This window comes from Myxococcus sp. MxC21-1 (assembly GCF_032612255.1).
GTDB lineage: Bacteria > Myxococcota > Myxococcia > Myxococcales > Myxococcaceae > Myxococcus > Myxococcus virescens.
This window is the reverse complement of record NZ_CP123278.1, coordinates 9,061,461-9,084,195: the sequence shown is the minus strand read 5'-3', so window position 1 is coordinate 9,084,195 and position 22,735 is coordinate 9,061,461. Positions and strand designations below refer to the sequence as shown.

Sequence of the window (22,735 nt, the reverse complement as noted above, 5' to 3'; positions counted from 1 at the left end):
TGAGAGCATCCCCCCGGACTGCGCGATTAGGGGAATACTCCTGGGTTACTGGAACTGTCCAGTCCTGCGGGTTTTGAATGGGTTACAAGATGTAAGGGGTAGGGCTGACCCACTGGGTCATCCGTTTCCGACGATGTCGAAGGGCTGTCCGAGCCCTCGCGTCAGAGCGGCGTCGTAGAGGGCGCGAGCGAGGGCCACGTCCTGGAGCGCGAGGCCGGTGGAGTCGAAAACGGTGATTTCGGCATCGCCGGTGCGGCCGGGCTTCTTGCCGGAGACGACTTCACCCAGAGTTCCAGCGATTTGCTCGGGGCGGAGGCGGCCATCATGCAGCGGCACGTTGACCTCGCCGGAGTGGAGGGCCTGCTCGGTGTCGTCGATGAAGACGCGGCCTTCGGTGAGCAGGCGCGCATCCAGCTCCTGCTTGCCGGGAGCGTCAGCGCCCATGGCGTTGATGTGGGCGCTGGGCTGGAACCACTCGCGCTTCACCACGGGGACGCGGGCGGGGGTGGCGGTGCAGACGATGTCGGCGCCGCAGGCCTCCTGGGTGCTGACGACGCGGCCGCCCTTCTCGGCCTGGAGCGCCTTGGCGGCGGCCTCGGAGGTGTCGGCGAGCAGCAGCTCCAGGCTGTCGCCGAAGACGGCGCGGTGCGAATCGATGAGCACGCGGGCCTGCACGCCGCAGCCGACGAGGCCCAGGGTGCGCGGCTGCTTCCTCGCGAGGAACTTGGAGGCCACGCCGCCCGCGGCGCCGGTGCGCCAGGCGGTGAGCAGGGTGCCGTCGAGGATGGCCAGCGGGGAGGCGGTGTCCGGGTCGCTGAGGATGTAGAGGGCGCGGACGGTGGGCAGGCCGTGCTTCTCCGGGTTGCGCGGATGGGCGTTGACCCACTTCACGCCCGCGGCGCCGTCGAGGAACGCGGGCATGGCGCGGAAGTCGCCATCGTAGGCGGGCAGGGACAGGTACACCTTGGGCGGCATCAGCGACTCGCCGAGGCCGTGGGCACGGAAGGCCCGCTCGACGGCGGCGAGGCCGAGCTCGACGGTGTACAGACTGCGGAGGTCCTTCGCGCTGAGGATGAGGGTGGGCATGGCGGCGCTACATAGCGCTGGCTATGCCGGCTGTGCATCCACCCACTCCGCCAGGATGTCCGCGTGGCAGGGGCCGGGCTTGCACCAGCAGCCCAAGCGTTTGCCACGCAACGTCAGCACGGCGGCGCGGTGGTCCGCGTCATGCCGGGTGCGCAGCGCCGGTACCAGCGGAACGCGTCGAAGGCGTCCTCGTCCGGCCCCATGCGGCGCAGGGCTTCCTGGCGGATGCGCTCCTGCTCCGCCTCCGGAAGCGTCCCCAGCCACGGCGCGAAGTAGGTGCGCAGCATGGCGCCTGGAGTGCGCACGCCTCCGGGCTTGAAGGGGTTGCCGAAGCGGCCGGGCACCGGGTTGAGCGGGCTCGGCTTCGCATAGGCGCGGAAGGCCCGGCCCACGTACACGTCGCAGCCGTCGTGGACATGGACCGCCGTGGTGCGCGTCACGGTCATCGGCGTGGCCTCGCGGACGCTACTTCTTGCGCTTCTTGCCCGCGGCGGGCGCGACGACGGGCTCCGGGGGCTTCTCCGCGGCGGCCTTCAGCGTGTCGCGCTCCTCCTGCACCTTCGCCAGCTGCCCTTCCAGCTCGCTGACGCGCTCCTTCAGCGTCGCGTTCTCCCCGCGCAGCGTGTCCGCGTCCTTGCGCAGCGTGTTCGCCTCCACGCGCGCCCGCGTCAGCTCGCGCGACGACGTGCAACCCACGGCGAGGGGAACCACCGCCAGCGACACCACCGTCATCCATGCCTTCATGTGATTCAGCTCCTGGACGCCCGGGCCCAGGGCCTTGAGCCCAGTCGGCCCGGCGTCGTGGCGCGGAGCGTAGGCATGGAGCCGGCGTCACAGGAAGCCGCGTCAATTGGTTGAATCTCCAACGACACTGTCGCGGACCTCGTGAATCCAGACGTGCTCCAGGCCCCAGGTGAAGAGCAGCCGATGTTTGGAGAGGACGGTGAAGCCCGGGGCCTCCACTGGCCGCGTCACGGTGAGGATGCGCGTGCCGGGGCGGCAGGTGCGGAAGCGCTCCACCAGCCGGGCCCGCGTCCGCGGCGTCAGCGCCGTCCAGTTGGTGAAGACGTGCGTGGCGTCCTGGAGGTCCGCGCGGGTCGCGTCGCCCACGAGGAACTGCGCGCCTGCCTTCTCCACGGACTTTCGCGCCAGGTCCACGTGGTGCTGCATCAACTCCACGCCCTGGGCCTCCGCGCCCAGCCAACGCGCGGCCAGCAGCGTGCGGCCCCGTCCCGCGCCCAGGTCCACCAGCCGCGAGCCACGGCCCAGCCCCGCCTTCCAGAAGAGCCACACCCCCGTGTGCACCGGCATCTCGCCGTACATCAGCTCCTTGAAAATCTGCCCGCTCGCCTGGAGGACTCGCGTCGTTTCGAACGAGCGCTTCAAGCGGTAGGGCGAGACGCGCACCTCGCGCAGCCACAGGCCCAGGTAGGGCGGAAGCAACCGGGGCCGGCGCAGCAGCACCAGGACGTCACCGAGCCGGGTGAACAGCTCGATGAACACGATGCTGATGCGCAGGACGACCAGTGCCGGCAGGGACATGCCGTAGTCGTCCTGCTCGGGCGGGCTGGAGGAGGGCTCCGTCATGTCCGTGGAGTTCGTGAGGGTAGCACCCAGAGGAACAGCGCCTGTTGCTTCGCGTCAGTGGATGCGCAGCAGCGCCGGGGGCACCGCTCCCGCCACGCGGTTCCATGAGAACATGGGGGGCAGGTATTGCACGTTCAGCGGGGGAGGTGGGAGGACCTGGCTGGCAGGTCGAACTCGCCTGGCGTGCGAGCGTGCCTCCAAATCCACTCAGGCATTGGCCCAGGTCACCATCGCGCGCTCCAGCCGGTTCGCGGCGAGGTCCTCGGGGTGAATCAGCACGTAGCCCTGGTTCGTGCCCCAGTGGAATCCCGAGGCGTTGTCGAAGTCGATGCGCAAGAGTTGCGCGTACGCACGAAGGGAACTGTCACGCCCGGGAGGCGGCACGAAGGAGTAGGGCTCGTCGAGCCCCGCGCTTCGGTGGCCGGACAGTCGGTGGAGGCCAGGGCGCTGCTCATCCTCCAGGTAGCCTGAAGGCGTCCACGCGTTCCATGCATCGTGGAGTTGCGTGACCCCAGCAGGTAGCGGCGCTTCCCACTCAGCACCTCCAGGGAGTGACCAGCCGGGGATGAACTGCATCCGCGTCTCCCAGCGGCCGATGCATCGCGGCGGCGAGACAGGGCGGGCGCGCGCTTCGGTGGGTTCCGGATACCAGCGCACACGGAACGAGTTGGCGGTGCAGTCCGCTGCACGAAGATTGCGGTCGAGGGCGAAGAGGCCTCGACTTGGCAAGGTGGCAGGTGCGTCACTCAGTTGGGCGAAGTTGAGCTGCCCGAGGAAGTGGAAGCCATCCCACGTCAGGTCCACCTCTTCGACGTAGGGGATGCCGCCGAACTTGCTGTCGAGCGTGGAGAGCACGGGCTGCGCGGCCCTGTGGCCCATCAGTCTGTGGAGGATGGAGGGCCGGAGGGGCGAGCGAGAGACGCGCTCCGAGCGGATGTACAGACACGGGGAAGGTGCCGTTTCGAGGAACCGCTCGATGTCGGACTCGAGTCCCGGTGCGTGGGAGCGGAGCATCCGCCGGAGGTTCTCGGGGAGTTCGAGTGGAGCTTTCATGGCATCGAGTCTCCCGTGGGGACGGCGCACGTGTTGTTGATGCCTGGGGGAGCTTGCCCGATTCGAGTCAGTCACCGCCGCTAGTTTGACGGGGCGCCTCGCATGGCATCGAGGCTACGGGGGATGCCCATGCGGCTGTCTTGGATGCTCTTGTTGCTGCTCATCGGGCCCGCGTGCTCGACGGTGCGTGTGGTGCGTCTGGACACGGGAGAGGCTGCGCCCATCGTGTACGCACCGCGTGATGCGGAAGGCGCCAGTTCCGTGGAGTTGGACGATGAGGCGTTCGAGACCGCCGTGGTGTCATTGGCCCGGGATGTGAGGCCCTCCCTGCATCCACTGCGCGATGCGCGGCGGCGCTTCGGTGTACCGGACAGGAGTGGGGTCTACGCGTACGAGCATCGAAGCTAGCGGCTGATTCCCGTGGAGGAGCGCGCGGACGGTCCGCGCCTGTTGATGGCCTATGCGGACGAGGGGCTGACGCGCGACTACGGCCAATGGTGCGTGCGGAAGCGGCAACCGGGTGACTGCCTTCGGCTGCTGGATGAAGGCCCTCTGCTGGCCAGCGATGGAAAGTACACCCTGGCGATGGCCATCGCCATGGACTCGGTCTGGGACGAGACGGTTGAGGCTCTGCGCGACATGGCAGACCCGCAAGCCGTGATGGCCACGGTGACAGCGGCCGTCAGCATGTACTTGCTGCTGTGGGCCTTGCCGGAGCCGGTGAGCAAGGGTGTTGCCGCCCTCGTGACGGCCACCGCGATTGCGTACCTCGGTGTGGACACGGTGTGGCGCTTGCTGGATGGGTGGATTGCGCTGGTGCGCCAGGTGGACCGGGCCACGACCTTCGCGCAGCTCAGCGAGGCGGGTGAGGCTTACGGCGAGGTGCTTGGGGAGAACGCCGCGCGCATCTTCGTCATGCTGGCCACGGCGGCCATCGGGAATACGGCGGGGCTGGCGGCGAAGGCGCCAAGGCTCCCAGGTTCCTCGCAGGCGGCGCTGACCGTCGAGGCGCAGGAGGGCTATCGCTACGCGGCCCTGGGAAGCGTGGAGTCGGTGGCGATGACGGCGGATGGCTTCACCGTCGCGCTGGCGCCGCATGCCGTGGCGATGGCGGCCAGTGGCTCTAGAGGTGCGAGCCGCATACAGAAGCACCACATCGCCACGAACAAGAACGACGTCTCCGCTGCGCGTGGTGGGCCGTGGACGCCGAGATTCAAGGCCATCTTCAGACGGGCTGGGATGGAGCTGAAGGACCCTGAGAACATCGTCCCCGTCCCAGCGCACCGCGGACCACATCCACGCGAGTACCATGAGCAGGTCCTCTTCACGCTCGAAGAGGCCACGAGCACCTGTCGTGGCGTCGCCCAATGCCGCGAGGCATTGACCCGGGCCCTGAACCGCCTGGCGCGTGAAGTCTCGACACCCGGCACGCGGCTCAACACACTGGTGACTTCGGGCTCGCGGCGCTAGGAGCGTTCCATCATGCCGACGCGGTACTTCCAGCTCACGGATGACATGTATCTGCCCAGTCGCTGGGAGTTGGGAACCCTCGACGGACCGGATGGAGTCCCGGTGCAGCCGGCGCTGCTCAGGAGCGGAACACCTCTATCGCTGAAGGGCCGCTTGAAGGTCGCCATCGAGGAACCCGGAGGCCCGCTCGATTTCACCCATGCGCCGTACAGCATTCCCATCGTGCACGTCCGGGTAGCATCCCTGCTCACGGAGCAGAGCCCAGACGAGGTTCAGTTCCTGCCGGTCGACATTCCCTCGCAGCCCGACCAGTACCTCGTGCTGAACGCTCTTCGGCTCATCCGGTGCATCGATGACGCCCGCTCCTCCGAGGTCCGCTACTGGGAACCGGAGGACGGTATGCCCGAGAAGCTCGGGACCTACTTCTCCATCGCGGGTCTGCGCATCGACCCCACGAAGGCCGGAGGTGCTCGGATGTTCCGGACCTGGGGTTGGCCGGGGGCCCTCATCGTCTCCGAGGACCTCAAGCAGGCCCTGGAACAGTCCGGCGCCACGGGGATGAAGTTCACCCCCGTGTGACGCGGGCGGCTACTCAGGCTTCTTCGCGCCCGTCCGCTGCCAGAACTCGCGCAGCAGAATCGTAGCGAAGCGGGAGTCATTCAGGATGTACCGCCGCCACAGGCGCTTGGGCTCGTTCACCAGCCGGTACAGCCATTCGAAGCCCGCGCGCGAAATCCAAACGGGCGCGCGCTTCGCCGTTCCGGCGATGAAGTCCAACCCCGCGCCAATGCCAATGGCGACCGTGGGGCCCAGCTTGGAGGCCACCTGCGAAATCCACACCTCCTGCTTCGGGCTGCCCAGCGCCACCAGGAGCAGGTGCGGGTCCTTCTCGCGAATCTTCGCGACAATCGGGTCGTTCTGCGCGTCGCCGCCGTCCAGGCGCACCATGGGCGAATCCCAGCCCACCACCTCCACGCCGTACTGCTCGCTGACGATGCGGCCCACCTTCTCCGCCACGCCGGGGCCCGCGCCCAGCAGGAACACGCGCCACTTGCGCTCTGCCCCCAGCTTCATCAGCGGGAGGATGAGGTCCGAACCGGCGATGCGCTCGGGCAGCGGCACGTCCATGGCGCGCGAGGCCCAGACGATGGGCATCCCATCCACCACTGAAATCGTGGCGCGTGCGTACGCCTCGCGGAATTGCGAGTTGTCCTCGGCCAGCACCACGTGGTCCACGTTGGCGGTGAACACGTAGCCGCCCTGGCGCGAGTCCACCAGCCGGCCAATCTCCGTCACCGCCTCCTCGAAGGTGAGCTGGTCGATGGCGAGCTGGCCGATGTTCAGGCGCGCTCGGCCAGTGGTGAACGGGGTCTGCGGGGGGACGGGCGTCGCGGCGGAGCTCATGGCTTCTTCACCGTCAGGTCGAGCACGGTCATGGAATAGGGCGGCAGCCGCTGGGTCAGGGAACCCGCGGCCTTCGCACCGGGAGTCTGCTCGGTGAACCCCCCAGGTGCGCCCGAGTAGCCCAGCACGCGCACGCTGTCGAGTGTCCCGCAGCCCTTGAGTTGAATCTGCGCCTGGGCTGCCTGGTCCGGGTCGAAGTTGAGCACCACCGCCACCATCTTCCCGCCCGCCTCGTCGCGCGAGGCGAACACGCTGGTGCCCTCGGCGGCCTTCGCGGGCACCCACCAGTCCTGGAAGCGGCTCCCCTTGCCGTCGAAGTTCCGGAACGCGCGGAACGCCCAGAACACCGGCGAGCCCTCGGTGGGGTACTGCCAGAAGTAGGCGGAGTAGATGTTCTCCTGCGCGAAGCGGCCCAGCGCCTCGGCCTGGGCCAGTCCGCCGCTCATGTGCCGGAAGGCGCCGAAGTTGTACTCGCCAATGGAGATGCGCAGGCCCGGGTAGTGGTCGGCGATCCACTCCTTCATGCGCGGGATGAGGCGCACGGGCTCGCCAATCCAGGACTCGTCCTTGTACGTGGGGTCCCACAGCCCGCGCGTGGAGCGGATGCGGCGCGCGTTGGTGGCCGGGTCCGTGTTGCCCTCCAGGCCGACGCCGACGTTCGTCTGTGGATAGAAGTGCAGGTCCACGATGTCGAGCAGCCGCACGCCCGTCTTCTTCTCGTGCTCGCGCAGTTGCCGCAGGTACCAGGGCAGCAGCGGCATGTTGCCGTGCGCGCGTCGGTCGGAGTGCGGCATCTTCCCCGGCGCGAAGTCCGCCGCGGACCACAGGTAGTTCGTCCAGCCCCACTCGGCCGGGCCCGCGATGAGGCCCTCCGGGTCTTCCTTCCGCACCACCGTGCCGTAGGCAATCGTGCGCTCCAGCAGCCCGTCATACGACAGCGGCTCCGGGTGCACGTCGCGGTGCGTGGAGTTCCAGAGCATGGGCTCGTTGTCCAGGATGTACGTCTGGACGCTGCGCTGGCCCCGCTCCTGGTCCTTCTTCCGGATGGCGCGGATCCACTCGGCGATGAACTCCGGTGGGGCCTCGGTGCTGGTGAGCGTCGGTGCGCCGGGCTTCAGCGGCGTGCCATCCCGGGTGAGCCCGTTGCCCGAGCCGTTGTCCTCCTGCTGCTGCGGGCCGAAGCGCGATACGGGGAAGCCCACCGACTTCGCGTCCTTGGCCACCCAACCCAGGATGGGCACCGTCAGCGCGGACGTCATGCCGTGCTTGCGGTTGGACTCCAGGAAGTCGTCGTAGCTCAGGCCGATGTCGACGTTCTGGTAGAACCAGTCGTTCGCGGTGTTCCACGCGCCGCCCAGCTTCCAGTTGTAGCGGGACGTGGGGTTGCCGCCCCAGCGGCGCGTGGTGGCGCCCATCTCGTACTGGTGCTTGTCGCGCTTCTCCGTCAACCCGTCGAAGGCGATGCCGTAGATGAGCGGGCTGATGCGGTGGCTCGGCGCGGTGCAGTCGATGGTCATGGGCGCATCGCGGCCACTGCCCTGGCCGGTGCGTCCGCCCCCGCGGCCAGCGCGGCGGCCAGTTCGGGCGGCAGCGGCACCAGCGCCACCTTGTCGAACAGCACCCATTCACGGCCCACGCTCTTGGACGCGCGCAGCACCACGCGGTCGAACGGCTGGCCGCGTGGGTTGAGCTGCTCCATGGGGATGACAATCTCCGACCACTCACCGTCCTTGCGGACCTGGAGCTCGGGGATGATGGGGACGCGTGGGAAGCTGGCGGCGCCCGGAGCGTCCAGGCGGACCTCCAGGAACTCGCCGAAGGACTCTGGCGCGCTGAACCGGAACGACAGCGCGCCGAAGGTGCCCTCCAGCTTGGGCCGGTACAGAATCCACCCGGCGTAGTTGAACAGGCGCATGCGCGCCGGCGCGCCCTTGGGGAGCTCGCGCTGCGCCCAGCCGAGGTCCTTCCAATCGGGGGACAGGCCTCCGTCGTACAGCATCACCGGCGCGGTCTTCTCCGTGCCGGTTGCAGGCGCCGTGGCCGCGGTGCCGTTCGCGCCCGCTGTGTTGCTCGTGCCCGGCGCCGCCGTGGCCTCGTTGCTCGTGCCCGGCGCTTCCGCGCCGACGGCCCGCGCCACGGTTACGGTGCCACCAACCAGCAGCGCACCCGACAATACGGCGGCACCCGCCTTCGTCCGCGAACGCATCACTCTGTCCTCCATGGGCGCGTTGTCGCCACAGCACCAGCGCGCGACTTCATTCGCGAACGCTTCAAACCGACCTCCACGGCCCCGCTAGAGCGCGACTTCGTCCGTGTCCTTGCGCGGGAAGATGCGGGCGGGAATCCCCACGGCCACGCTGTCTGGCGGCACGTCCTGGAGCACCACCGCGTTGGCGCCGATGCGCGAGCGCGCGCCGATGCGCACCGGTCCCAGGATGCGGGCTCCCGCGCCAATCCAGACGTCATCCTCGATGACGGGATAGCCGTTGTCCTTCGCGGTGCCCACGGTGTTGTTCCCGTAGAAGCGCACGCGGTCGCCGATGCGCGCGTCGCCGCCGATGACGACGCCCAGGCTGTGCACGAAGTACACGCCCTTGCCGAGCGTGACGTCCTTGCCAATCTCAATCCCCATCACCGCCGTCTGCGCCACGCGCAGCACGTGGTTGACCAGAGGGATGCGGTAGGCCAGCGCGGCCTCGCGGGCGCGGTTGAGCGCGGTGATGCGGTACGAATCACTGGTCAGCACCACCTTGGCGATGGACTTCGCGTCCGAGTTGCCATTGGCGGCCTTCGCCAGCTCCAGCGCATCCGTGACGAGCGAGCCAATCATCGATTCCCTGGCCTTCAGCATGGTGTGTGACTACTCCCCCCGGCCCTGCAGGTAGCGGGCGACCTCGCGGGCAATGCCCGTCCAGCCGCCGGCCTCGCCGCGCGCGCCGCGCAGATACTCCATCCCGTACACCACGGAGGTGCCGGCGAAGGCGGCCTTCTCCAGGCCCAGCTTGTCCGCGGCGTTGGCGGCGTGCATCACCGCGCGCGTCAGCACGCGTGACGCGTCCGGCGCCACCAGGGTGGCGGCCAGCAGCGGGCGAGTCAGGGGGTGGGTCTGGAACAGCAGCCGCCACGGATTGACGTCACGCACGTCCGGGTGCTTCCGGGCCACCTGCGTGTCGAACATGCCGTAGCGGTGCGCGCGCTTCAGCCAGCGCTCGAAGGACACGTGGTCACTGCCGTGCAGCACGTACGCGTCACGCGCGAAGACGAAGGCGCAGCCGGCCTTCTCCAGCCGCACGCCCAGCTCCACGTCCTCCGACTGTCCCAATGACTGGTCGAAGCCGCCCACGCCCGCGTAGTCCGCGCGGGGGAAGGACACGTTGCCGGTGAACAGGTGGACGCCGCGGGCGCGGGCGCCGGGCGTGGAGAGCTCCTCGGCCATGCGGTTGTTGAGGTACGCGTACCAGCGCTCGAACAACGGCATGTCGCCAATGGACGGGTCCGGCCGGATGCGGCCCAGCACCACGGTGCGCGAGCCCTCCGGATGGTGCGCCGGTGCCGCTCCAGGAAGTCCGGGGCCACCTGCATGTCGTCATCCGTGACGAGCACCACGTCACCCCGGGCGGCCATGACGCCCCGGTGCCGGGCGGCGGCGGCGCCCGCGTTCTGCTGCACCTCCACGCGCAGGGTGTAGGGCAGGGCCAGGGCCCGCAGCGGCTCGCGGGTGGGCTCCTTGGAGCCGTCGTCCACCACGACGACCTCGAACTGCTCGGGCGGCAGCGTCTGCCCGGCCAGCTGCCACAGCAGCCGGGTGATGAGGGGCAGCCGGTTGTACGTGGCGATGACGACGCTGAGCCGGGGCGCGGAGGTGGAGCTCATGCCTTCTTCTTCTGGGACGCCGCCCGGCGCTGCTTCTTCGTCAGCCGGGGAAAGGTGACGCTGCCGAGGAAGCGCTCGCGGCCCACGAACTCCAGGGTCTTGCTGGCGGCGCCGAAGTCCGTCTCGCCCAGGGTGACGCAGAGGAGGCAGCCGTCGGCGGCCAGCGCCAGCGGCAGGCTGGCCGGATGGGTCATCAACGAATCGATGACGGCGACCACACGCTCGCCCCGGGACACGCGCTCGCGCAGCTCCAGCACCTTCTGCGCGGCGGCCGTGGGCGACAGGCCGGTGGCGTCTTCCAGGTGGACCTTCTGCGTGTAGGCGTAGGGCGCGCCCGCCTCCAGCACGGCCGTGGCGGCATCCAGCGCCGGAGCACCCGGGTGGGCCGGCACCACCGTGAGGAAGCTCCACGCGTGGCGCTCCAGGGCGAACCACAGCCGTTGCAACGCCGGGGACGGAATGGCGCTGTCGGTCGAGCTGGCGTCGGCGGGAGGTGCGCTGGAATCGGCTGCCATGGGGAGGGGCTCGGTATAGCGCAACGCGTGGCGCCGGCCCAACGGCCTCTCCGGGCAGTCCGGGGCGCGGCGGCCCGCCTGGCTGCCGCGGAGCGCGCCTGCGACGCGTGACAGTCACCGCCTCCCGAACCGGGCGTTCCGCCGCGCGCTCCCCAGGCGGCCCGGCGGGGCGCGCGAAGCCCTCCCCACCGCGAGCGTGAAGCGAGTGTGACGGGCTGGGTACGCGCCTACCCACGCCGTGGCAGGGGCAGGCAGGCGTGTTATGCCATCCACCGTGCAGAAGATTGGCTATTTGATTCCCGAGTTCCCCGGACAGACGCACATCTTCTTCTGGCGCGAGCTGCAGGCGCTCCAGGGGAAGGGCGTGACGCCGGAACTGGTGTCCACGCGTCCGCCTCCCGCGCGCATCATCTCGCACAGCTGGGCGCGCGAGGCCATGTCGCGCACGGAGTACCTGACGCCGCCGGGGCCGCTGGGGGTCGCCAAGGCCGCCGCGGAGGTGGCCCGCGCCATGCCCACGGGCTGGGCCCGGTGTCTGGCCTCCATCGCCCGAGCGGAAGGGCTGGACGCGAAGGGCCGCGCGCAGCTGCTGGCCTTCGCCGTCATGGGCGGCCGGCTGGCGTCGCTGGCGCGGGAGCGGGGCTGGACGCACGTCCACGTCCATTCATGCGCCAACGCCGCGCACGTGGCGCTCTTCGCGAACCTCCTGTCGGGGTTGCCCTACAGCCTGACGTTGCACGGGCCGCTGGATGATTACGGCCCCAACCAGCGCGAGAAGTGGCGGCACGCGCGGTTCGCCTTCGTGATTACGAAGAAGCTGCTCAAGGAAGTGAATGACGAGCTGGCCGGCGCGCTGCCGTCGCGCATCGAGCTGGCGCCCATGGGCGTGGAGCTGCGCAAGTTCAACCGCTCCGTGCCCTACTCGGCGTGGACGGGTGAAGGCCCGCTGCGCATCTTTTCCTGCGGCCGCCTCAACCCCTGCAAGGGCCACGCGGACCTCATCGACGCGGTGGGGATGTTGCGCGCGAAGGGGCTGGACGCGCGGCTGTCCATCGCGGGTGAGGACGAGGCCGGCGGCACCACGTACCGCAAGGTGCTGGAGGCCAAAATCCAGGAGACGGGCCTGGGCGACGCGGTGACGTTGCTGGGCGCGGTGAGCGAGGACACGGTGCGCGGTGAAATCGAGCGCGCGCACATCTTCTCGCTGGCCAGCCTCCAGGAGCCGTTGGGCGTGGCCATCATGGAGGCCATGGCCATGCGCGTGCCCGTGGTGGTGACGGGCGCGGGTGGGGTGCCGGAGTTGGTGGATGACGGGGTGGACGGAATCCTCGTGCCCCCGCAGCAGCCCCGCACCCTGGCGGACAAGCTGGAGACCGTGGCGCGCGACGCGCAGGAGGCCCACCGGCTGGGTGAGGCGGGCCGTCGCAAGGTGGAGACGACGTTCAGCAGCGAGCGCAGCGCGGACATGCTCGCGCAGATGCTCCAGCGGGCGGTGGTGTAGCGGGCCATACGGTAGGAGGTCCCGCCGCGCTGGAAGGTGTTGCCAGGCCGTCACTGGCCCGGTGCGGGCCTTCCGCGGACTGGTGGGCGTTCTGGGGCGGCACCATGATGGGGCCCGTCTTGACCGGGGGGCGCTGGGTTCGCCCGCCTGGCGGAGACCCGCGGGCACGGCGGGTTGGACCCGTTGCGAAATCCCCCCTGGCGCATGACCGCCAGGGGTCAGGCACGAAGGGAGGCATCGCGGGTGAAAATGCCCCAGCAACCCACGTTCCATGCGCTCACCCGGCTGGAGCCGCTCGCCACGAGTGTCCTGCTGGTGGACGACAACGCGGCCAACCTGCTCGCGCTGGAGGCCGTCCTGGAGCCGCTGGGGCAACGGTTGGTGAGGGCGTCTTCAGGCCCCGAGGCCCTGCGATGGCTGCTTCGGGAGGAGTTCGCCGTCATCCTGCTGGACGTGCAGATGCCCGGCGTGGACGGCTTCGAGACGGCCCGCCTCATCCGCCAGCGCCAGCGCACCCGCTACACGCCCATCATCTTCCTCACCGCGCACGGCCGCGACGAAGCCCACCTGGTGCACGGCTACGCGGTGGGCGCGGCGGACTACGTGGTGAAGCCCTTCCATCCGGACGTGCTGCGCTGGAAGGTGGAGGCCTTCGTCGGGCTGTACCTCCAGCAGCAGCGGCTCCAGCGGCACGAGTCCGCGCTGTGGGAGCGCGAGCGCCGGATGCTGGAGCAGCAGGGCGAGCTGCGCTTCCGCCGGCTGGTGGACACCATGCCCCAGTTCGTCTGGGAGTTGCTGCTGGACGGCACCATCGGCTACGCCAACCGGGGCTGGCTGGACTACGCGGGGCTGTCGCCGGAGCAGGGGCGGAAGTGGAAGGACACGCTGTACTGCCTGCACCCGGAGGACGTTTCCTGCCTTCGGAACGCCTGGAAGGAAGCCCAGCGCGAGGGCCAACCGCTGGAGCAGGAGTGCCGGCTGCGGCGGGCGGATGGCGAGTACCGCTGGTTCCTGACGCGCACGATTCCAGAGCGCGACGAGCAGGGGCAGCTCGCCGGCTGGGTCTCCACGGCGACGGACATCGACGACGCGCGCCGGGCGGTGGAGACGCTGCGGGCGGCCAGCGAAGCGAAGGACATGTTCCTCACCATGGCGGCGCACGAGCTGCGCACGCCGCTGCAGGCCGCGCGGGGGTATGCGCACCGGCCTCGGTGAAGGCGGGCGACACGCTGGCGCCGGGCGTGGACAAGGCGCTGCACGGCATCCATCGCAGCGTGAATCGCATGGTGAAGCTGGTGGAGAACCTGCTCGACGTGGGGCGCATCCAGCGGGGCGAGCTGCACGTGGAGCCGAAGGCGCTGGACGTGGGCGCGCTGCTGCGCGACGTGGCCGAGCACTTCGAGCCGCTGCCCGAAGGCCAGCACATCGAGCTGGACGCCCCCGAGGGACTGGTGGTGCCGGGAGACCGCGAGCGGCTGGACGGTGTTCACCAACCTGGTGTCGAACGCGCTGCGCTACTCACCGGAGGGCGGGCGCATCCGGCTCGCCGCCCGCGAGGATGCGGGGCGCGTGCACGTGGAGGTGGTGGACCACGGGCTGGGCATCCCCGGCGAGAAGCTGGAGGACATCTTCGAGCGCTTCGGCCGCGCGCACGGGATTTCCTACGGCGGGCTGGGCCTGGGCCTGTCGATTGCGCGGGGCATCGTCGAACGCCACGGCGGGCGCATCTGGGCGGAGTCTCCCGGCAGCCAGGGCATGGGCAGCACCTTTCACGTCGTGCTGCCGGTGGAGCCGGGCAAGCCCGCGCCATGACACCGCCGGGCCGCCTGCCTGGGTTGGCGGAAGAGGGGAGGCGGATGGAGCCCGAGGCCGAGCTGGTCCGCGAAGACGAGCTGCGTGACGCGTGGCCGGCGCTGTCGGCGCGAGAGCGCGTGGAGGGTTTCCACCTGCTGCCGCCCGAGCGCGCGCGGGACTTCTTCGCCACCCTGAATGCTCCAGCGCAACTGGGGCTGCTCGAGGCACTCTCGGCCGGGGAGCGGGGCACGTGGCTGCGGGCGATGGCGCCGGATGACGCGGCGGACGTCGTGCAGCGGCTGTCTCCCGAGGCGCGGGAGGCCGGCTGGCCCTGCTCGACGCGCCGTCCCTGCGTGAGGTGCGGGCGCTGCTGGCGTATGGCGAGGACGCAGCGGGTGGGCTGATGAACCCGCGCTTCGTCCGCGTGCGGCCGGAGATGCGCATCGACGAGGCCCTCAGCTACCTGCGCCGGCAGGCCCGCGAGCAGGTGGAGACCGTCTACTACGCCTATGTGCTGGACGAGGCACAGCGACTGGAGGGCGTGGTCTCCCTGCGCCAGCTCTTCCAGGCCACGCCGGACAAGGCGGTGCGGGAGGTGATGCGCACGGAGTTGATTCGCGTGCGGGAGGACACGGACCAGGAGGAGGTGGGGCGCCTCTTCGCCTGGTACGGCCTGGGGGCCATCCCCGTGGTGGACGACCAGGGGCGGATGAAGGGCATCGTCACCGTGGATGACATCGTCAGCGTGGTGCAGGCGGAGGCCACCGAGGACATCCAGAAGGTGGGTGGCACGGAGGCCCTGGGGGCGCCGTACTTGGAGATGGGCCTGCCCGCCATGCTGAAGAAGCGCGCGGGCTGGCTGCTGGTGCTCTTCCTGTCGGAGATGCTCACCGCCACCGCCATGACGCGCTATCAGGATGAGATTGCCCGCGCGGTGGTGCTCAGCCTCTTCGTGCCGCTCATCATCTCCGCGGGAGGCAACGCCGGCAGTCAGGCCTCCACGCTGGTCATCCGCGCGTTGGCGTTGGCGCAGGTGCGCCTGCGGGACGTGGTCCTCGTGCTGCGGCGGGAGCTGCTGTCCGGCCTGTCACTGGGGCTGGTATTGGGCTCGGTGGGCGTGGCGCGCATCCTGCTCTGGCAGGTGCTGTTCCACCTCTACGGCGAGCACGCCTTCCGGGTGGCCCTCACGGTGGGGCTGGCGGTGCTGGGCGTGGTGACGTGGGGGACGCTGGCGGGTTCGATGCTGCCGTTCCTGCTGCGGCGGCTCGGCTTCGACCCCGCGAGCGCGTCCGCGCCCTTCGTGGCCACGCTGGTGGACGTCAGCGGGCTGGTCATCTACTTCACCACGGCGGAGCTCATCCTCCGGGGCACCCTGTTGTAGCCGCCGCGCTCAGCGCGGGTTCGCGGCGGAGGAAGGGGCGTCCTCGTTGGGATAGGTGATGGCGCCCGGCGGTGGCACGGGCGCGGCGGGCGCGGGGCCCAGCAGCCGGCTGTGGGGCATGGGCCACGCGCCGGTGTGCACGGCGAGCTTCCCCGTCATGGCCACGGCCAGCGATATCTGGAACGTGCAGATGTACGAGATGATGCCCATGTCCCCGAACACCTGGTTGATGTACGTGGCCACCAGTCCCACGATGATGAGCGCGGCGGCGCGGTACTCCGAGACGTTGGTGCGGTGATACGCGCGCACCACCAGGTAGATGGTGACGGCCAGGTACATCCACACGCCCGTGTAGCCCAGCAGCCCCCCGAACGCGAACAGCCCCAGCAGTGAGTTGTGCGGGTGGAAGCGGTACTGGGGGAAGACGAAGGCGATGTCCGGCAGTGGGATGGGCTCCAGGAACTCGTGCCCGTAGCCGGTGCCCAGGATGGGGAACTGGGCCCACGTGGCAATCATGTCCAGGTTCTCAATGTCGCGGTAGTCCAGGTTGCCTTCGCCGCCCTGGCCGTCAATCAGCGAGCGGATGGTCTGCACCGGCGCGAAGACGGACGAGCCGGAGTTCCACCCCGCCGCGATGTACACGATGATGAAGGGCGCGAAGAACGGCAGCGTCCGCACCACGAACCGCTTCAGCGGCGTCCACGGGTTGATGAGGAAGGCCGCCAGCAGACAGCCGGCGAAGCTGACATAGGCCAGGCGCCGGTCGTTGAAAATCATCCCAATGCCAATGAAGGCGATGATGGCCAGGCCGCGCAGCATGTGCGCGGACTTGGGCTTCTCGACGAAGCGCAGCGTCGCCACCAGCAGGGCGAAGACGAACGTCATCGAGTCGGAGTGGGACGTGGTGTACTCCACCTCCACGCCGAGCTCGTGCACCACGACCATGGCGAAGTAGGTGCTCACCGCGGACTTGGTGAGGCCCGCCAGGATGATGGTCTTCGCGAAGGCGGGCCAGTCCTCCGGGCCCCGCATGGCGTAGTGATACATCGCCACGATGAAGGGCATCATCGCGGCCTGGTGCCATTGCCACAGCGAGTTCTTGATGTCCCCGCCCCGGGCGATGCCGCGCACCTCCATCCAGAGGATGGCGACCAGGGACAGCGCCACCACGGCGATGAGCGGCCGGGGCATGGGCAGCGGCTCCGGGTCGATGGTGGACTTCGTCACCCGTCGGTACATCGCCAGCCCCATCAACCCGAGGATGAGCACGTCCACCAGCGGGAAGCGCAGCGCCCCGATTTTGGTGATGTAGCTGAGCTGCGCGAACATCAGCTCGCCCAGCGGGTGGAGCGGCGAGGGCCACAGGCCCGACTGGGGCCGCTCTGGCACGTAGTCCACCGCCAGGACGAGCCAGGTCACCACCAACACCGGGTACTTCACCGGCACCTTCAGGATGACCCACACCACCCCCACGCACAGCACAGGGGCCAATGCGACCACGGGGTGGATGACGGCGCCGCCCACGGTGGCCAGCACCAGGAAAGCAAGCAGTGCGCCGTAGCGCAGGTAGGGCGGCCGGTCGGGTGCGTACATCGAGACCCGGAGGAGGCTACATCCGGGGAGCGGGTTGGGATAGATGGAGTGGCACGTATGCCTGCTCCCCGCCCACGCGTCCTCCTGATTGCCGAGCTGTGCAACCCCGACTGGGTGAGCGTCCCGCTCGAAGGCTGGTCGCTCTACCGCGCTCTGGCCGAGGTGGCGGACGTGCACCTGGTCACCCACGTCCGCAACCGGGAGAACATCCTCAAGCAGGGCGTGCAGGAGGGCTCGCAGTTCACCGCGCTGGACTCCACGCCGGTGGAGAAGCCGCTCGACAAGGTGGGCGAGGTGCTGCGGGGTAAGACGGGGGTGGGCTGGACGACGGCCACCGCGCTGAGCGCGCTGCCCTACTACTATTTCGAGGAGGTGCTCTGGCGCCGCTTCGGCCCGCGCATCGAGGCGGGTGAGTTCGACCTGGTGCACCGCTACACGCCCATCAGCCCCACCACGCCCAGCACGCTGGCGGCGCGGTGCAAGAAGGCGGGCGTGCCCTTCGTCATGGGGCCGCTCAACGGTGGCCTGCCCTGGCCCAAGGGCTTTGGCGGCGCGCGGCGGCGGGAGAAGGAGTGGCTGAGCTACATCCGTGACGTCTACAAGCTGATGCCCTTCTACAAGTCCACGCGGGAGAACGCGTCCGCCATCATCACCGGCTCGCGCGCCACGCGAGGGCAGGTGTCGGGGCGGTGGCACGGCAAGACGGTGTACGTGCCGGAGAACGCCATCGACACCCGGCGCTTCGGCACGGCGAAGTCGGAGGGCCCGGTGGAGCTGCCCCTGCGCGTGGCCTTCGTGGGCCGCTTCGTGCCGTACAAGGGCATGGCCATGCTGATGGAGGCCGCCGCGCCACTCATCCGCGAGGGCAAGGTGGTGCTGGAGTACATCGGTGATGGCCAGGAGATGGCCAACCTCCGGGCGCAGGCGGCGCGCGAGGGTATCGAGTCCGGCGTCACCTTCGCCGGCTGGGTGAAGCACCAGGAGCTCCAGGGCCGGCTGGCGAAGAACCACATCTTCGGCTTCCCCAGCGTGCGCGAGTTCGGCGGCGCGGTGGTGTGCGAGGCCATGGCGCTGGGGCTGGTGCCCATCGTCATGGACTACGGCGGCCCGGGGGAAATCGTGAGCCCGGCCACCGGCTTCGCCATCCAGATGGGGACGCCGGAGGAAATCGTCCTGCGCGTGCGTGAGGTGCTGACGAAGCTGGCGGCGGACCCGTCCGTCATCCGCCCCATGGGCGAGCGCGCCCGCGAGCGCATCTTCAAGTACTTCACCTGGAAGGCGAAGGCGGAGCAGGTGCTGGAGGTGTACCGCTGGGTGAAGGGCGAGCGCGGCCAGCCGGACTGGGGCATGCCGCTGGCGGATTGAGGCGCGGCCTCACTCGTCCAGGTCCAGCTTGCGGTACAGCGTGCGCCGGTTGATGCCCAGGATGCGCGCGGCGGCGGCCTTGTTGCCACCCTGCGCCTCCACCACCCGGCGCACATAGGCGCGCTCCACCTCTTCCAGAGGCGCGTCCTCGCCCGAGGCACGGCTGAGCAGCGACGTCAGGCCGTTGTCGCCGCCGCCCGGGAGGTCGAAGTCCTCCGGCACCAACGTGTCATGGTCCGCCAGGGCCACCGCGCGCTCCAGCAGGTTGGCCAGCTCGCGCACGTTGCCGGGCCACGCGTGGGCCAGCAGTCGCTTCAGCGCGCTGGCGGACACGCCCAGCACCTCGCGTTGCTGCTGCTCGCCCAGGCGCCCGAGGAAGAAGTCCACCAGGGGCAGGATGTCCTCGCGCCGCTCGCGCAGCGGGGGCACCTCGATGCGGATGACGTTGAGGCGGTAGTAGAGGTCCGCGCGGAAGCGGCCCTCACGCAGCAGCACCTCCAGCGGCTGGTTGGTGGCGGCCAGCACGCGGGCGCGCACGGGGGTCTCCGTGCTCGAGCCCAGGGGCCGCACGCGTCCCGTCTCCAGGGCCTGGAGCAGCTTGGCCTGCACCTCCAGCGACAGCTCGCCCACTTCGTCCAGGAAGAGCGTCCCGCCGCCGGCCGACACGAAGACGCCGGCCCGGTCCTCGCGCGCGTCGGTGTAGGCGCCGCGCCTGGCGCCGAACAGCTCGCTCTCCGCCAGCCCCGAGGGCAGGGCCGCGCAGTTGAGCTGGAGGAAGGGCTGGGTGCGCCGCGCGCTGGATTCGTGGATGAAGCGCGCCAGGGCGCTCTTGCCGGTGCCTGTCTCGCCGGTGAGCAGCACGGTGGCGTCGCTGCGCGCCGCGCGGCGGGACACCTCCAGCGCCTTCTGCATGGCGGGGCTGCGGGCCACCAGCCCGCCGGGCGTGTCGCCGGGGACGGCCGCGCGCAGGCGCACGATTTCGCGGCGCAGTTGCCGCTCCCGGAAGGCGCGCTCCAGTGTGAGGACGAGCGCGTCGATGTTGAAGGGCTTGGTGACGAAGTCGCAGGCGCCGGCCTTCACCGCCGCCACCGCCAGCTCCACGCTGCCGAAGGCGGTGATGAGCACCACCAGCTGGCCCGGCTTGCGCGTCAGCAGCGCCTCCAGCACCTCCGTGCCGCGCATGCGGGGCATCTCCACGTCGGTGATGACCAGGTCGAAGGACTCGCGCTCGAAGAGGGCCAGCGCCTCCTCGGGCGAGGTGCGTCCCACCGCCTCGTAACCGCGCGCGTCCAGGGATTCGCAGAGGAAGTCCACCACCCCCGCGTCATCATCCAGGATGAGCAGGCGCTTTCTGGGAGTGCTCATACCGCCCCCGTTCCTTCTTCCTTCTCGGAAGGAATGTGCACGACGAAGTGAGTGCCCAGGCCCGGGCGCGACGTCACCGTCACGGCGCCGCCGTGCTCCGCGACAATGGCCTTCACCACCGGCAGGCCCAGGCCCGTGCCGGCGTGGGCGCTCCAGGTGGTGAAGAAGGGCTCGAAGACGCGCTCCAGCGCCGCGTCATCCATGCCCACCCCGGTGTCCTCCACGGACAGGCGCACGCCGTGGCGCTCGCGCAGGCCGGGGGCGGGGTGGAAGGTGGACGGCGCCAGCGTCACCCGCACCTCGCCGCCTCGGGGCGTGGCGCGCAGCGCATTGGTGAGCAGGTTGAGCGTCACCTGCTGCAAGCCGTCTCCGTCCGCCAGCACGCGGGGGAGCGGCTCCTCGGAATGGAACGTCAGCCGGACGTCGCGCCCGCGCGCGTCGAACTCCAGCAGCTCCACCACCGCGCGCACGGAGGCGAGCGCGTCCAGGGACTCCAGCTTCGACGGCTTGCGGCGGGCCAGGTCCAGGAGCTGGCGGACGATGCGCTCGATGCGCTCCGACTGCTCCACCAGGATGCGCGCGTTGCGCCGCACGTCGTCGGGCAGCTCGGCGCGCGCGGCCAGGGCCTGGGCCCGTCCGTTGAGGATGAGCAGGGGGAGCCGATTTCGTGCGCCAGCCCCGCGGACAGCTGTCCCACGGCGGCCAGCTTGTCCACGCGCCGCAGGCCGCCTCCAGTGCCAACCGTGATTCGGCCTCGGCCGACAGCCGCTGCCGCGCCTCGCCCAGCTCCTTCACCATGCCGTTGAAGGCGTGGACGACCTCGCCCACCTCGTCGTCACTGCCGGGCGTCACGGTGGCCGTGAAGTCGCCGCCGCGCACCGCGCGCATCGCGCCCACCACGCGCTCCAGGGGACGTCGGAGGTAGAGCATCAGCAGCAACCAGCCCACCAGGGAGATGCCGGTGATGAGCGTCAGCACCGACAGCACGGTGGCGCGGCTGGTGGACTCCAGGTCCTGCCGCAGCCCGTCCAGCGGCTTCACCACGGCGAGCGCCCCCACCACGTTGGTGTTGTCGTCGCTGTGCAGGGGCAGGACGATGAGCAGGTGCGACAGCTTCTCGGGGCCCGCGAAGTGGGTGAGGGAGTGGTGCGTCTTCAGCACCCGCCGGGCGGCATCCTCCACCAGGTGCAGCGTCTGCGAGCTGCCCGGGGAGCGCACCACCGGCACGGCCTGGGCGTTGAAGACGAAGACGTCCACGGTCGGGTCCCGGTGGTCCAACGACTCGAGGATTTCGTTCACGTCCGCCGCCTGCCCGTCTCGCAGCGCGTTCTCCATGGCCACCTGGAGCGCCGTGGCCAGCAGTCGCGCTGCGTGCTCGGTGGCCGTCCGCAGGTCGTGCTCCTCCTTCTGGAGTTGGCTGTAGCCGTAGGCGCCCAGGATGACGGCGCTCGTCAGCGTCAGGCCCAGGCCCAGCTTCGTGGAGATGCGCACGCCGGACACTGTGGCGAAAGTGCACAGGTGGTTCAATAAGCACCAGTTGCGCCTGCTCGCTGAGCGTCGCCGTCCTCAATGATTCTCGTGGGTTGAACGCCCGGCGCGGTGGACCGGGACTTGCCCTGGGGCTGGGGCATGAACAGGACCCTGCTCCTTGGCCTCTGGGCCTTCTCCGCCGCCTGCTCGGGCGCGGGCACCTCCTCCGCTCCCGCTGAGCGCGCCGCGTCCGCCCCCTGAAGGAAGGCGTGGTGCAGCTCGCCGAGGCCTCCCGGGCCTTCATCACCGTCACCCCGGTGAAGGCGGACGCCAGCAGCGCGGCGCTCCAGGCCCCCGCGCGTGTGGCCTTCCGGGACGGGCGCTGTCGCGGCTGGTGGCGCCCCTGGCGGGCCGGGTGGTGAGCGTCCATGTTCGCACGGGCGACACGGTGAAGCCGGGTGACGCGCTGGTGACGCTGGACTGCCCGGAGGCCGCGGCGTCGCGCACGGCGGTGGCCACCGCGACGGCGGCGCTGCGCGAGGCCCAGTCCGCCTTCGAGCGCGAGGCGCGCATGTTCGAGCAGGGCGTCACGACGGAGCGTGAGCGCCTGTCCGCGGAGACGCGGCTGGCGGAGGCGCGTGCGGAGCTGGCGCGGGCGCAGGCGTCCGTGGGCTTCGTGGGCACCGGGAGCGGCACCACCGTGGTGCTGCGCGCGCCAATGGCGGGCACGGTGCTGAGCCGGAGCGCGGCGGAGGGCATCGCCGTGCAGCCGGGCGGAGACGTGCTGGTGGAGGTGGGGGACCCTTCGGCGCTGTGGGTGATGGCGGACGTGTTCGAGCGCGACCTGCCGCTGGTGCGTGAGGGCGCGCGGGTGCGGGTGACGATGCCATCGGTGCACGCGCCGCTGGAGGGGAAGGTGGACTCGGTGGGCGCGGTGGTGGCGAGCGGCTCGCGGACGGCGCCGGTGCGCATCACCCTGGACACGCAGGAGCTGGGACTGCGGCCCGGTATGTTCGGGCGCGTGCGCATCGACTCGCCGGACGCCAGCCTGACGCTGCCGGTGGAGGCGGTGCTGCTGCGCAACGGCAAGGACTCCGTGGTGTACGTGCAGCAGGACGCGGGCACCTTCGAGCGGCGGCCCGTCGTCGTGGCGCAGCCGGTGGAGGGACGGGTGCAGGTCATCGCGGGCCTGTCGCCGGGGGACCCGGTCGTCACCCGGGGCGCGCTGTTGCTGGATGGCGCGGCGGACCAGCTCCTCTAGGCGCGGCGAGGACACCC

The 22,735-nt window shown here is 70.1% G+C and carries 23 protein-coding genes and 4 pseudogenes; 10 read left to right on the top strand and 17 right to left on the bottom strand.

What is annotated here, in order from left to right; translation table 11 throughout:
- Positions 1 to 117: 117 nt before the first annotated feature.
- The 6 genes from QEG98_RS41080 to QEG98_RS41055 all read right to left on the bottom strand — a co-directional run bounded on the left by QEG98_RS41080 (position 118) and on the right by QEG98_RS41055 (position 3,726).
- Positions 118 to 1,086, bottom strand: a complete 969-nt coding sequence (locus tag QEG98_RS41080; protein WP_316565237.1) for an ornithine cyclodeaminase family protein — start codon at positions 1,084 to 1,086, stop codon at positions 118 to 120.
- Between the two features lie 21 nt (positions 1,087 to 1,107).
- Positions 1,108 to 1,206, bottom strand: coding sequence for a DUF4326 domain-containing protein (locus tag QEG98_RS41075; protein WP_316565236.1), 99 nt, complete (start codon positions 1,204 to 1,206; stop codon positions 1,108 to 1,110).
- On the bottom strand, positions 1,200 to 1,526 hold the full coding sequence (locus tag QEG98_RS41070) for a hypothetical protein (RefSeq protein WP_316565235.1): 327 nt from the start codon (positions 1,524 to 1,526) through the stop codon (positions 1,200 to 1,202). Before QEG98_RS41070 ends, QEG98_RS41075 begins: the two co-directional genes overlap by 7 nt.
- Before the next feature lie 25 nt (positions 1,527 to 1,551).
- Complete coding sequence (locus tag QEG98_RS41065) at positions 1,552 to 1,830, bottom strand: hypothetical protein (RefSeq protein ID WP_020480693.1); 279 nt, start codon at positions 1,828 to 1,830, stop codon at positions 1,552 to 1,554.
- Between the two features lie 102 nt (positions 1,831 to 1,932).
- The gene (locus QEG98_RS41060; RefSeq protein ID WP_316565234.1) at positions 1,933 to 2,673 is read right to left on the bottom strand and encodes a class I SAM-dependent methyltransferase; all 741 of its coding nucleotides are present in this window, start codon (positions 2,671 to 2,673) and stop codon (positions 1,933 to 1,935) included.
- Between the two features lie 207 nt (positions 2,674 to 2,880).
- On the bottom strand, positions 2,881 to 3,726 hold the full coding sequence (locus tag QEG98_RS41055; protein WP_316565233.1) for a DUF1963 domain-containing protein: 846 nt from the start codon (positions 3,724 to 3,726) through the stop codon (positions 2,881 to 2,883).
- A gap of 123 nt (positions 3,727 to 3,849) precedes the next feature.
- Between QEG98_RS41055 and QEG98_RS41050 the strand changes: the two are divergent.
- Positions 3,850 to 5,196: pseudogene (locus QEG98_RS41050) on the top strand (AHH domain-containing protein).
- A 12-nt stretch (positions 5,197 to 5,208) separates the two neighbouring features.
- Entirely contained in the window at positions 5,209 to 5,775 is a 567-nt protein-coding gene (locus tag QEG98_RS41045) for an imm11 family protein (protein WP_316565232.1), read from the top strand.
- A gap of 9 nt (positions 5,776 to 5,784) precedes the next feature.
- On the opposite strand, the gene epsA is transcribed toward QEG98_RS41045, so the two are convergent.
- The 7 genes and pseudogenes from epsA to QEG98_RS41010 all read right to left on the bottom strand — a co-directional run bounded on the left by epsA (position 5,785) and on the right by QEG98_RS41010 (position 10,988).
- Complete coding sequence (epsA, locus tag QEG98_RS41040; protein WP_316565231.1) at positions 5,785 to 6,600, bottom strand: exopolysaccharide biosynthesis glycosyltransferase EpsA; 816 nt, start codon at positions 6,598 to 6,600, stop codon at positions 5,785 to 5,787.
- A complete protein-coding gene (locus QEG98_RS41035; protein WP_316565230.1) occupies positions 6,597 to 8,117 on the bottom strand; it encodes a glycoside hydrolase family 44 protein in 1,521 nt (506 codons plus the stop codon). The genes epsA and QEG98_RS41035 overlap by 4 nt, the downstream gene beginning before the upstream one ends.
- Entirely contained in the window at positions 8,114 to 8,806 is a 693-nt protein-coding gene (locus tag QEG98_RS41030) for a hypothetical protein (protein ID WP_316565229.1), read from the bottom strand. The genes QEG98_RS41035 and QEG98_RS41030 overlap by 4 nt, the downstream gene beginning before the upstream one ends.
- An 87-nt stretch (positions 8,807 to 8,893) precedes the next feature.
- Complete coding sequence (epsC, locus tag QEG98_RS41025; protein WP_020478618.1) at positions 8,894 to 9,451, bottom strand: serine O-acetyltransferase EpsC; 558 nt, start codon at positions 9,449 to 9,451, stop codon at positions 8,894 to 8,896.
- Positions 9,452 to 9,460: 9 nt separating this feature from the next.
- Positions 9,461 to 10,120, bottom strand: coding sequence for a glycosyltransferase (locus tag QEG98_RS41020; RefSeq protein WP_316565228.1), 660 nt, complete (start codon positions 10,118 to 10,120; stop codon positions 9,461 to 9,463).
- Between the two features lie 71 nt (positions 10,121 to 10,191).
- Positions 10,192 to 10,473, bottom strand: a pseudogene (locus tag QEG98_RS41015) (glycosyltransferase family 2 protein); the annotation flags it as partial.
- The gene (locus QEG98_RS41010; RefSeq protein ID WP_244171885.1) at positions 10,470 to 10,988 is read right to left on the bottom strand and encodes a hypothetical protein; all 519 of its coding nucleotides are present in this window, start codon (positions 10,986 to 10,988) and stop codon (positions 10,470 to 10,472) included. The pseudogene QEG98_RS41015 and the gene QEG98_RS41010, both read right to left, overlap by 4 nt.
- Positions 10,989 to 11,262: 274 nt before the next feature.
- Here QEG98_RS41010 and epsE point away from each other — a divergent pair, with 274 nt between their 5' ends.
- The 4 genes and pseudogenes from epsE to mgtE all read left to right on the top strand — a co-directional run bounded on the left by epsE (position 11,263) and on the right by mgtE (position 15,664).
- A complete protein-coding gene (gene epsE, locus QEG98_RS41005; RefSeq protein ID WP_316565227.1) occupies positions 11,263 to 12,489 on the top strand; it encodes an exopolysaccharide biosynthesis GT4 family glycosyltransferase EpsE in 1,227 nt (408 codons plus the stop codon).
- A gap of 249 nt (positions 12,490 to 12,738) precedes the next feature.
- A complete protein-coding gene (locus tag QEG98_RS41000) occupies positions 12,739 to 13,704 on the top strand; it encodes a response regulator (protein ID WP_316565226.1) in 966 nt (321 codons plus the stop codon).
- A 267-nt stretch (positions 13,705 to 13,971) separates the two neighbouring features.
- On the top strand, positions 13,972 to 14,301 hold the full coding sequence (locus QEG98_RS40995) for a sensor histidine kinase (protein ID WP_316565225.1): 330 nt from the start codon (positions 13,972 to 13,974) through the stop codon (positions 14,299 to 14,301).
- A 44-nt stretch (positions 14,302 to 14,345) separates the two neighbouring features.
- Positions 14,346 to 15,664, top strand: a pseudogene (gene mgtE / locus QEG98_RS40990) (magnesium transporter).
- A gap of 9 nt (positions 15,665 to 15,673) precedes the next feature.
- Here the strand turns inward: mgtE and wzy are convergent.
- Positions 15,674 to 17,257 carry an exopolysaccharide repeat unit polymerase gene (gene wzy / locus QEG98_RS40985; RefSeq protein WP_316565224.1) on the bottom strand — a complete coding sequence of 528 codons (1,584 nt, stop codon included), beginning with the start codon at positions 17,255 to 17,257 and terminating at the stop codon, positions 15,674 to 15,676.
- A gap of 57 nt (positions 17,258 to 17,314) precedes the next feature.
- Between wzy and epsH the strand changes: the two genes are divergently transcribed.
- Positions 17,315 to 18,622 carry an exopolysaccharide biosynthesis glycosyltransferase EpsH gene (gene epsH / locus QEG98_RS40980; RefSeq protein ID WP_316565223.1) on the top strand — a complete coding sequence of 436 codons (1,308 nt, stop codon included), beginning with the start codon at positions 17,315 to 17,317 and terminating at the stop codon, positions 18,620 to 18,622.
- Positions 18,623 to 18,631: 9 nt separating this feature from the next.
- Here epsH and QEG98_RS40975 read toward each other — a convergent pair whose 3' ends face one another.
- From QEG98_RS40975 to QEG98_RS40965, 3 genes and pseudogenes are all read right to left on the bottom strand, one after another.
- Positions 18,632 to 19,987 (bottom strand): sigma-54 dependent transcriptional regulator, encoded by a 1,356-nt coding sequence (locus QEG98_RS40975; protein ID WP_316565222.1) that lies wholly within the window; start codon positions 19,985 to 19,987, stop codon positions 18,632 to 18,634.
- Complete coding sequence (locus QEG98_RS40970; RefSeq protein ID WP_316565221.1) at positions 19,984 to 20,580, bottom strand: HAMP domain-containing sensor histidine kinase; 597 nt, start codon at positions 20,578 to 20,580, stop codon at positions 19,984 to 19,986. The genes QEG98_RS40975 and QEG98_RS40970 overlap by 4 nt, the downstream gene beginning before the upstream one ends.
- Before the next feature lie 250 nt (positions 20,581 to 20,830).
- Positions 20,831 to 20,875: pseudogene (locus QEG98_RS40965) on the bottom strand (hypothetical protein); the annotation flags it as partial.
- Between the two features lie 76 nt (positions 20,876 to 20,951).
- On the opposite strand from QEG98_RS40965, the gene QEG98_RS40960 reads away from it, so the two are divergent.
- The 3 genes from QEG98_RS40960 to QEG98_RS40950 all read left to right on the top strand — a co-directional run bounded on the left by QEG98_RS40960 (position 20,952) and on the right by QEG98_RS40950 (position 22,718).
- A complete protein-coding gene (locus tag QEG98_RS40960) occupies positions 20,952 to 21,410 on the top strand; it encodes a hypothetical protein (protein WP_316565220.1) in 459 nt (152 codons plus the stop codon).
- Between the two features lie 316 nt (positions 21,411 to 21,726).
- Positions 21,727 to 21,879 (top strand): hypothetical protein, encoded by a 153-nt coding sequence (locus tag QEG98_RS40955; RefSeq protein WP_316565219.1) that lies wholly within the window; start codon positions 21,727 to 21,729, stop codon positions 21,877 to 21,879.
- Entirely contained in the window at positions 21,876 to 22,718 is an 843-nt protein-coding gene (locus QEG98_RS40950) for an efflux RND transporter periplasmic adaptor subunit (protein ID WP_316565218.1), read from the top strand. The genes QEG98_RS40955 and QEG98_RS40950 overlap by 4 nt, the downstream gene beginning before the upstream one ends.
- Positions 22,719 to 22,735: the final 17 nt, after the last annotated feature.

Bases quoted from the DNA above. Each gene is read 5' to 3' on its own strand.
- epsH (WP_316565223.1), top strand. From the start codon at position 17,315: ATGCCTGCTCCCCGCCCACGCGTCCTCCTGATTGCCGAGCTGTGCAAC.
- epsC (WP_020478618.1), bottom strand. From the start codon at position 9,451: ATGCTGAAGGCCAGGGAATCGATGATTGGCTCGCTCGTCACGGATGCG.
- wzy (WP_316565224.1), bottom strand. From the start codon at position 17,257: ATGTACGCACCCGACCGGCCGCCCTACCTGCGCTACGGCGCACTGCTT.
- QEG98_RS41035 (WP_316565230.1), bottom strand. From the start codon at position 8,117: ATGACCATCGACTGCACCGCGCCGAGCCACCGCATCAGCCCGCTCATC.
- QEG98_RS40960 (WP_316565220.1), top strand. From the start codon at position 20,952: ATGAGCGTCAGCACCGACAGCACGGTGGCGCGGCTGGTGGACTCCAGG.
- QEG98_RS41045 (WP_316565232.1), top strand. From the start codon at position 5,209: ATGCCGACGCGGTACTTCCAGCTCACGGATGACATGTATCTGCCCAGT.
- QEG98_RS41030 (WP_316565229.1), bottom strand. From the start codon at position 8,806: ATGCGTTCGCGGACGAAGGCGGGTGCCGCCGTATTGTCGGGTGCGCTG.
- QEG98_RS41000 (WP_316565226.1), top strand. From the start codon at position 12,739: ATGCCCCAGCAACCCACGTTCCATGCGCTCACCCGGCTGGAGCCGCTC.
- QEG98_RS41010 (WP_244171885.1), bottom strand. From the start codon at position 10,988: ATGGCAGCCGATTCCAGCGCACCTCCCGCCGACGCCAGCTCGACCGAC.
- QEG98_RS41065 (WP_020480693.1), bottom strand. From the start codon at position 1,830: ATGAAGGCATGGATGACGGTGGTGTCGCTGGCGGTGGTTCCCCTCGCC.
- QEG98_RS41060 (WP_316565234.1), bottom strand. From the start codon at position 2,673: ATGACGGAGCCCTCCTCCAGCCCGCCCGAGCAGGACGACTACGGCATG.
- QEG98_RS41055 (WP_316565233.1), bottom strand. From the start codon at position 3,726: ATGAAAGCTCCACTCGAACTCCCCGAGAACCTCCGGCGGATGCTCCGC.
- QEG98_RS41080 (WP_316565237.1), bottom strand. From the start codon at position 1,086: ATGCCCACCCTCATCCTCAGCGCGAAGGACCTCCGCAGTCTGTACACC.
- QEG98_RS40975 (WP_316565222.1), bottom strand. From the start codon at position 19,987: ATGAGCACTCCCAGAAAGCGCCTGCTCATCCTGGATGATGACGCGGGG.
- epsA (WP_316565231.1), bottom strand. From the start codon at position 6,600: ATGAGCTCCGCCGCGACGCCCGTCCCCCCGCAGACCCCGTTCACCACT.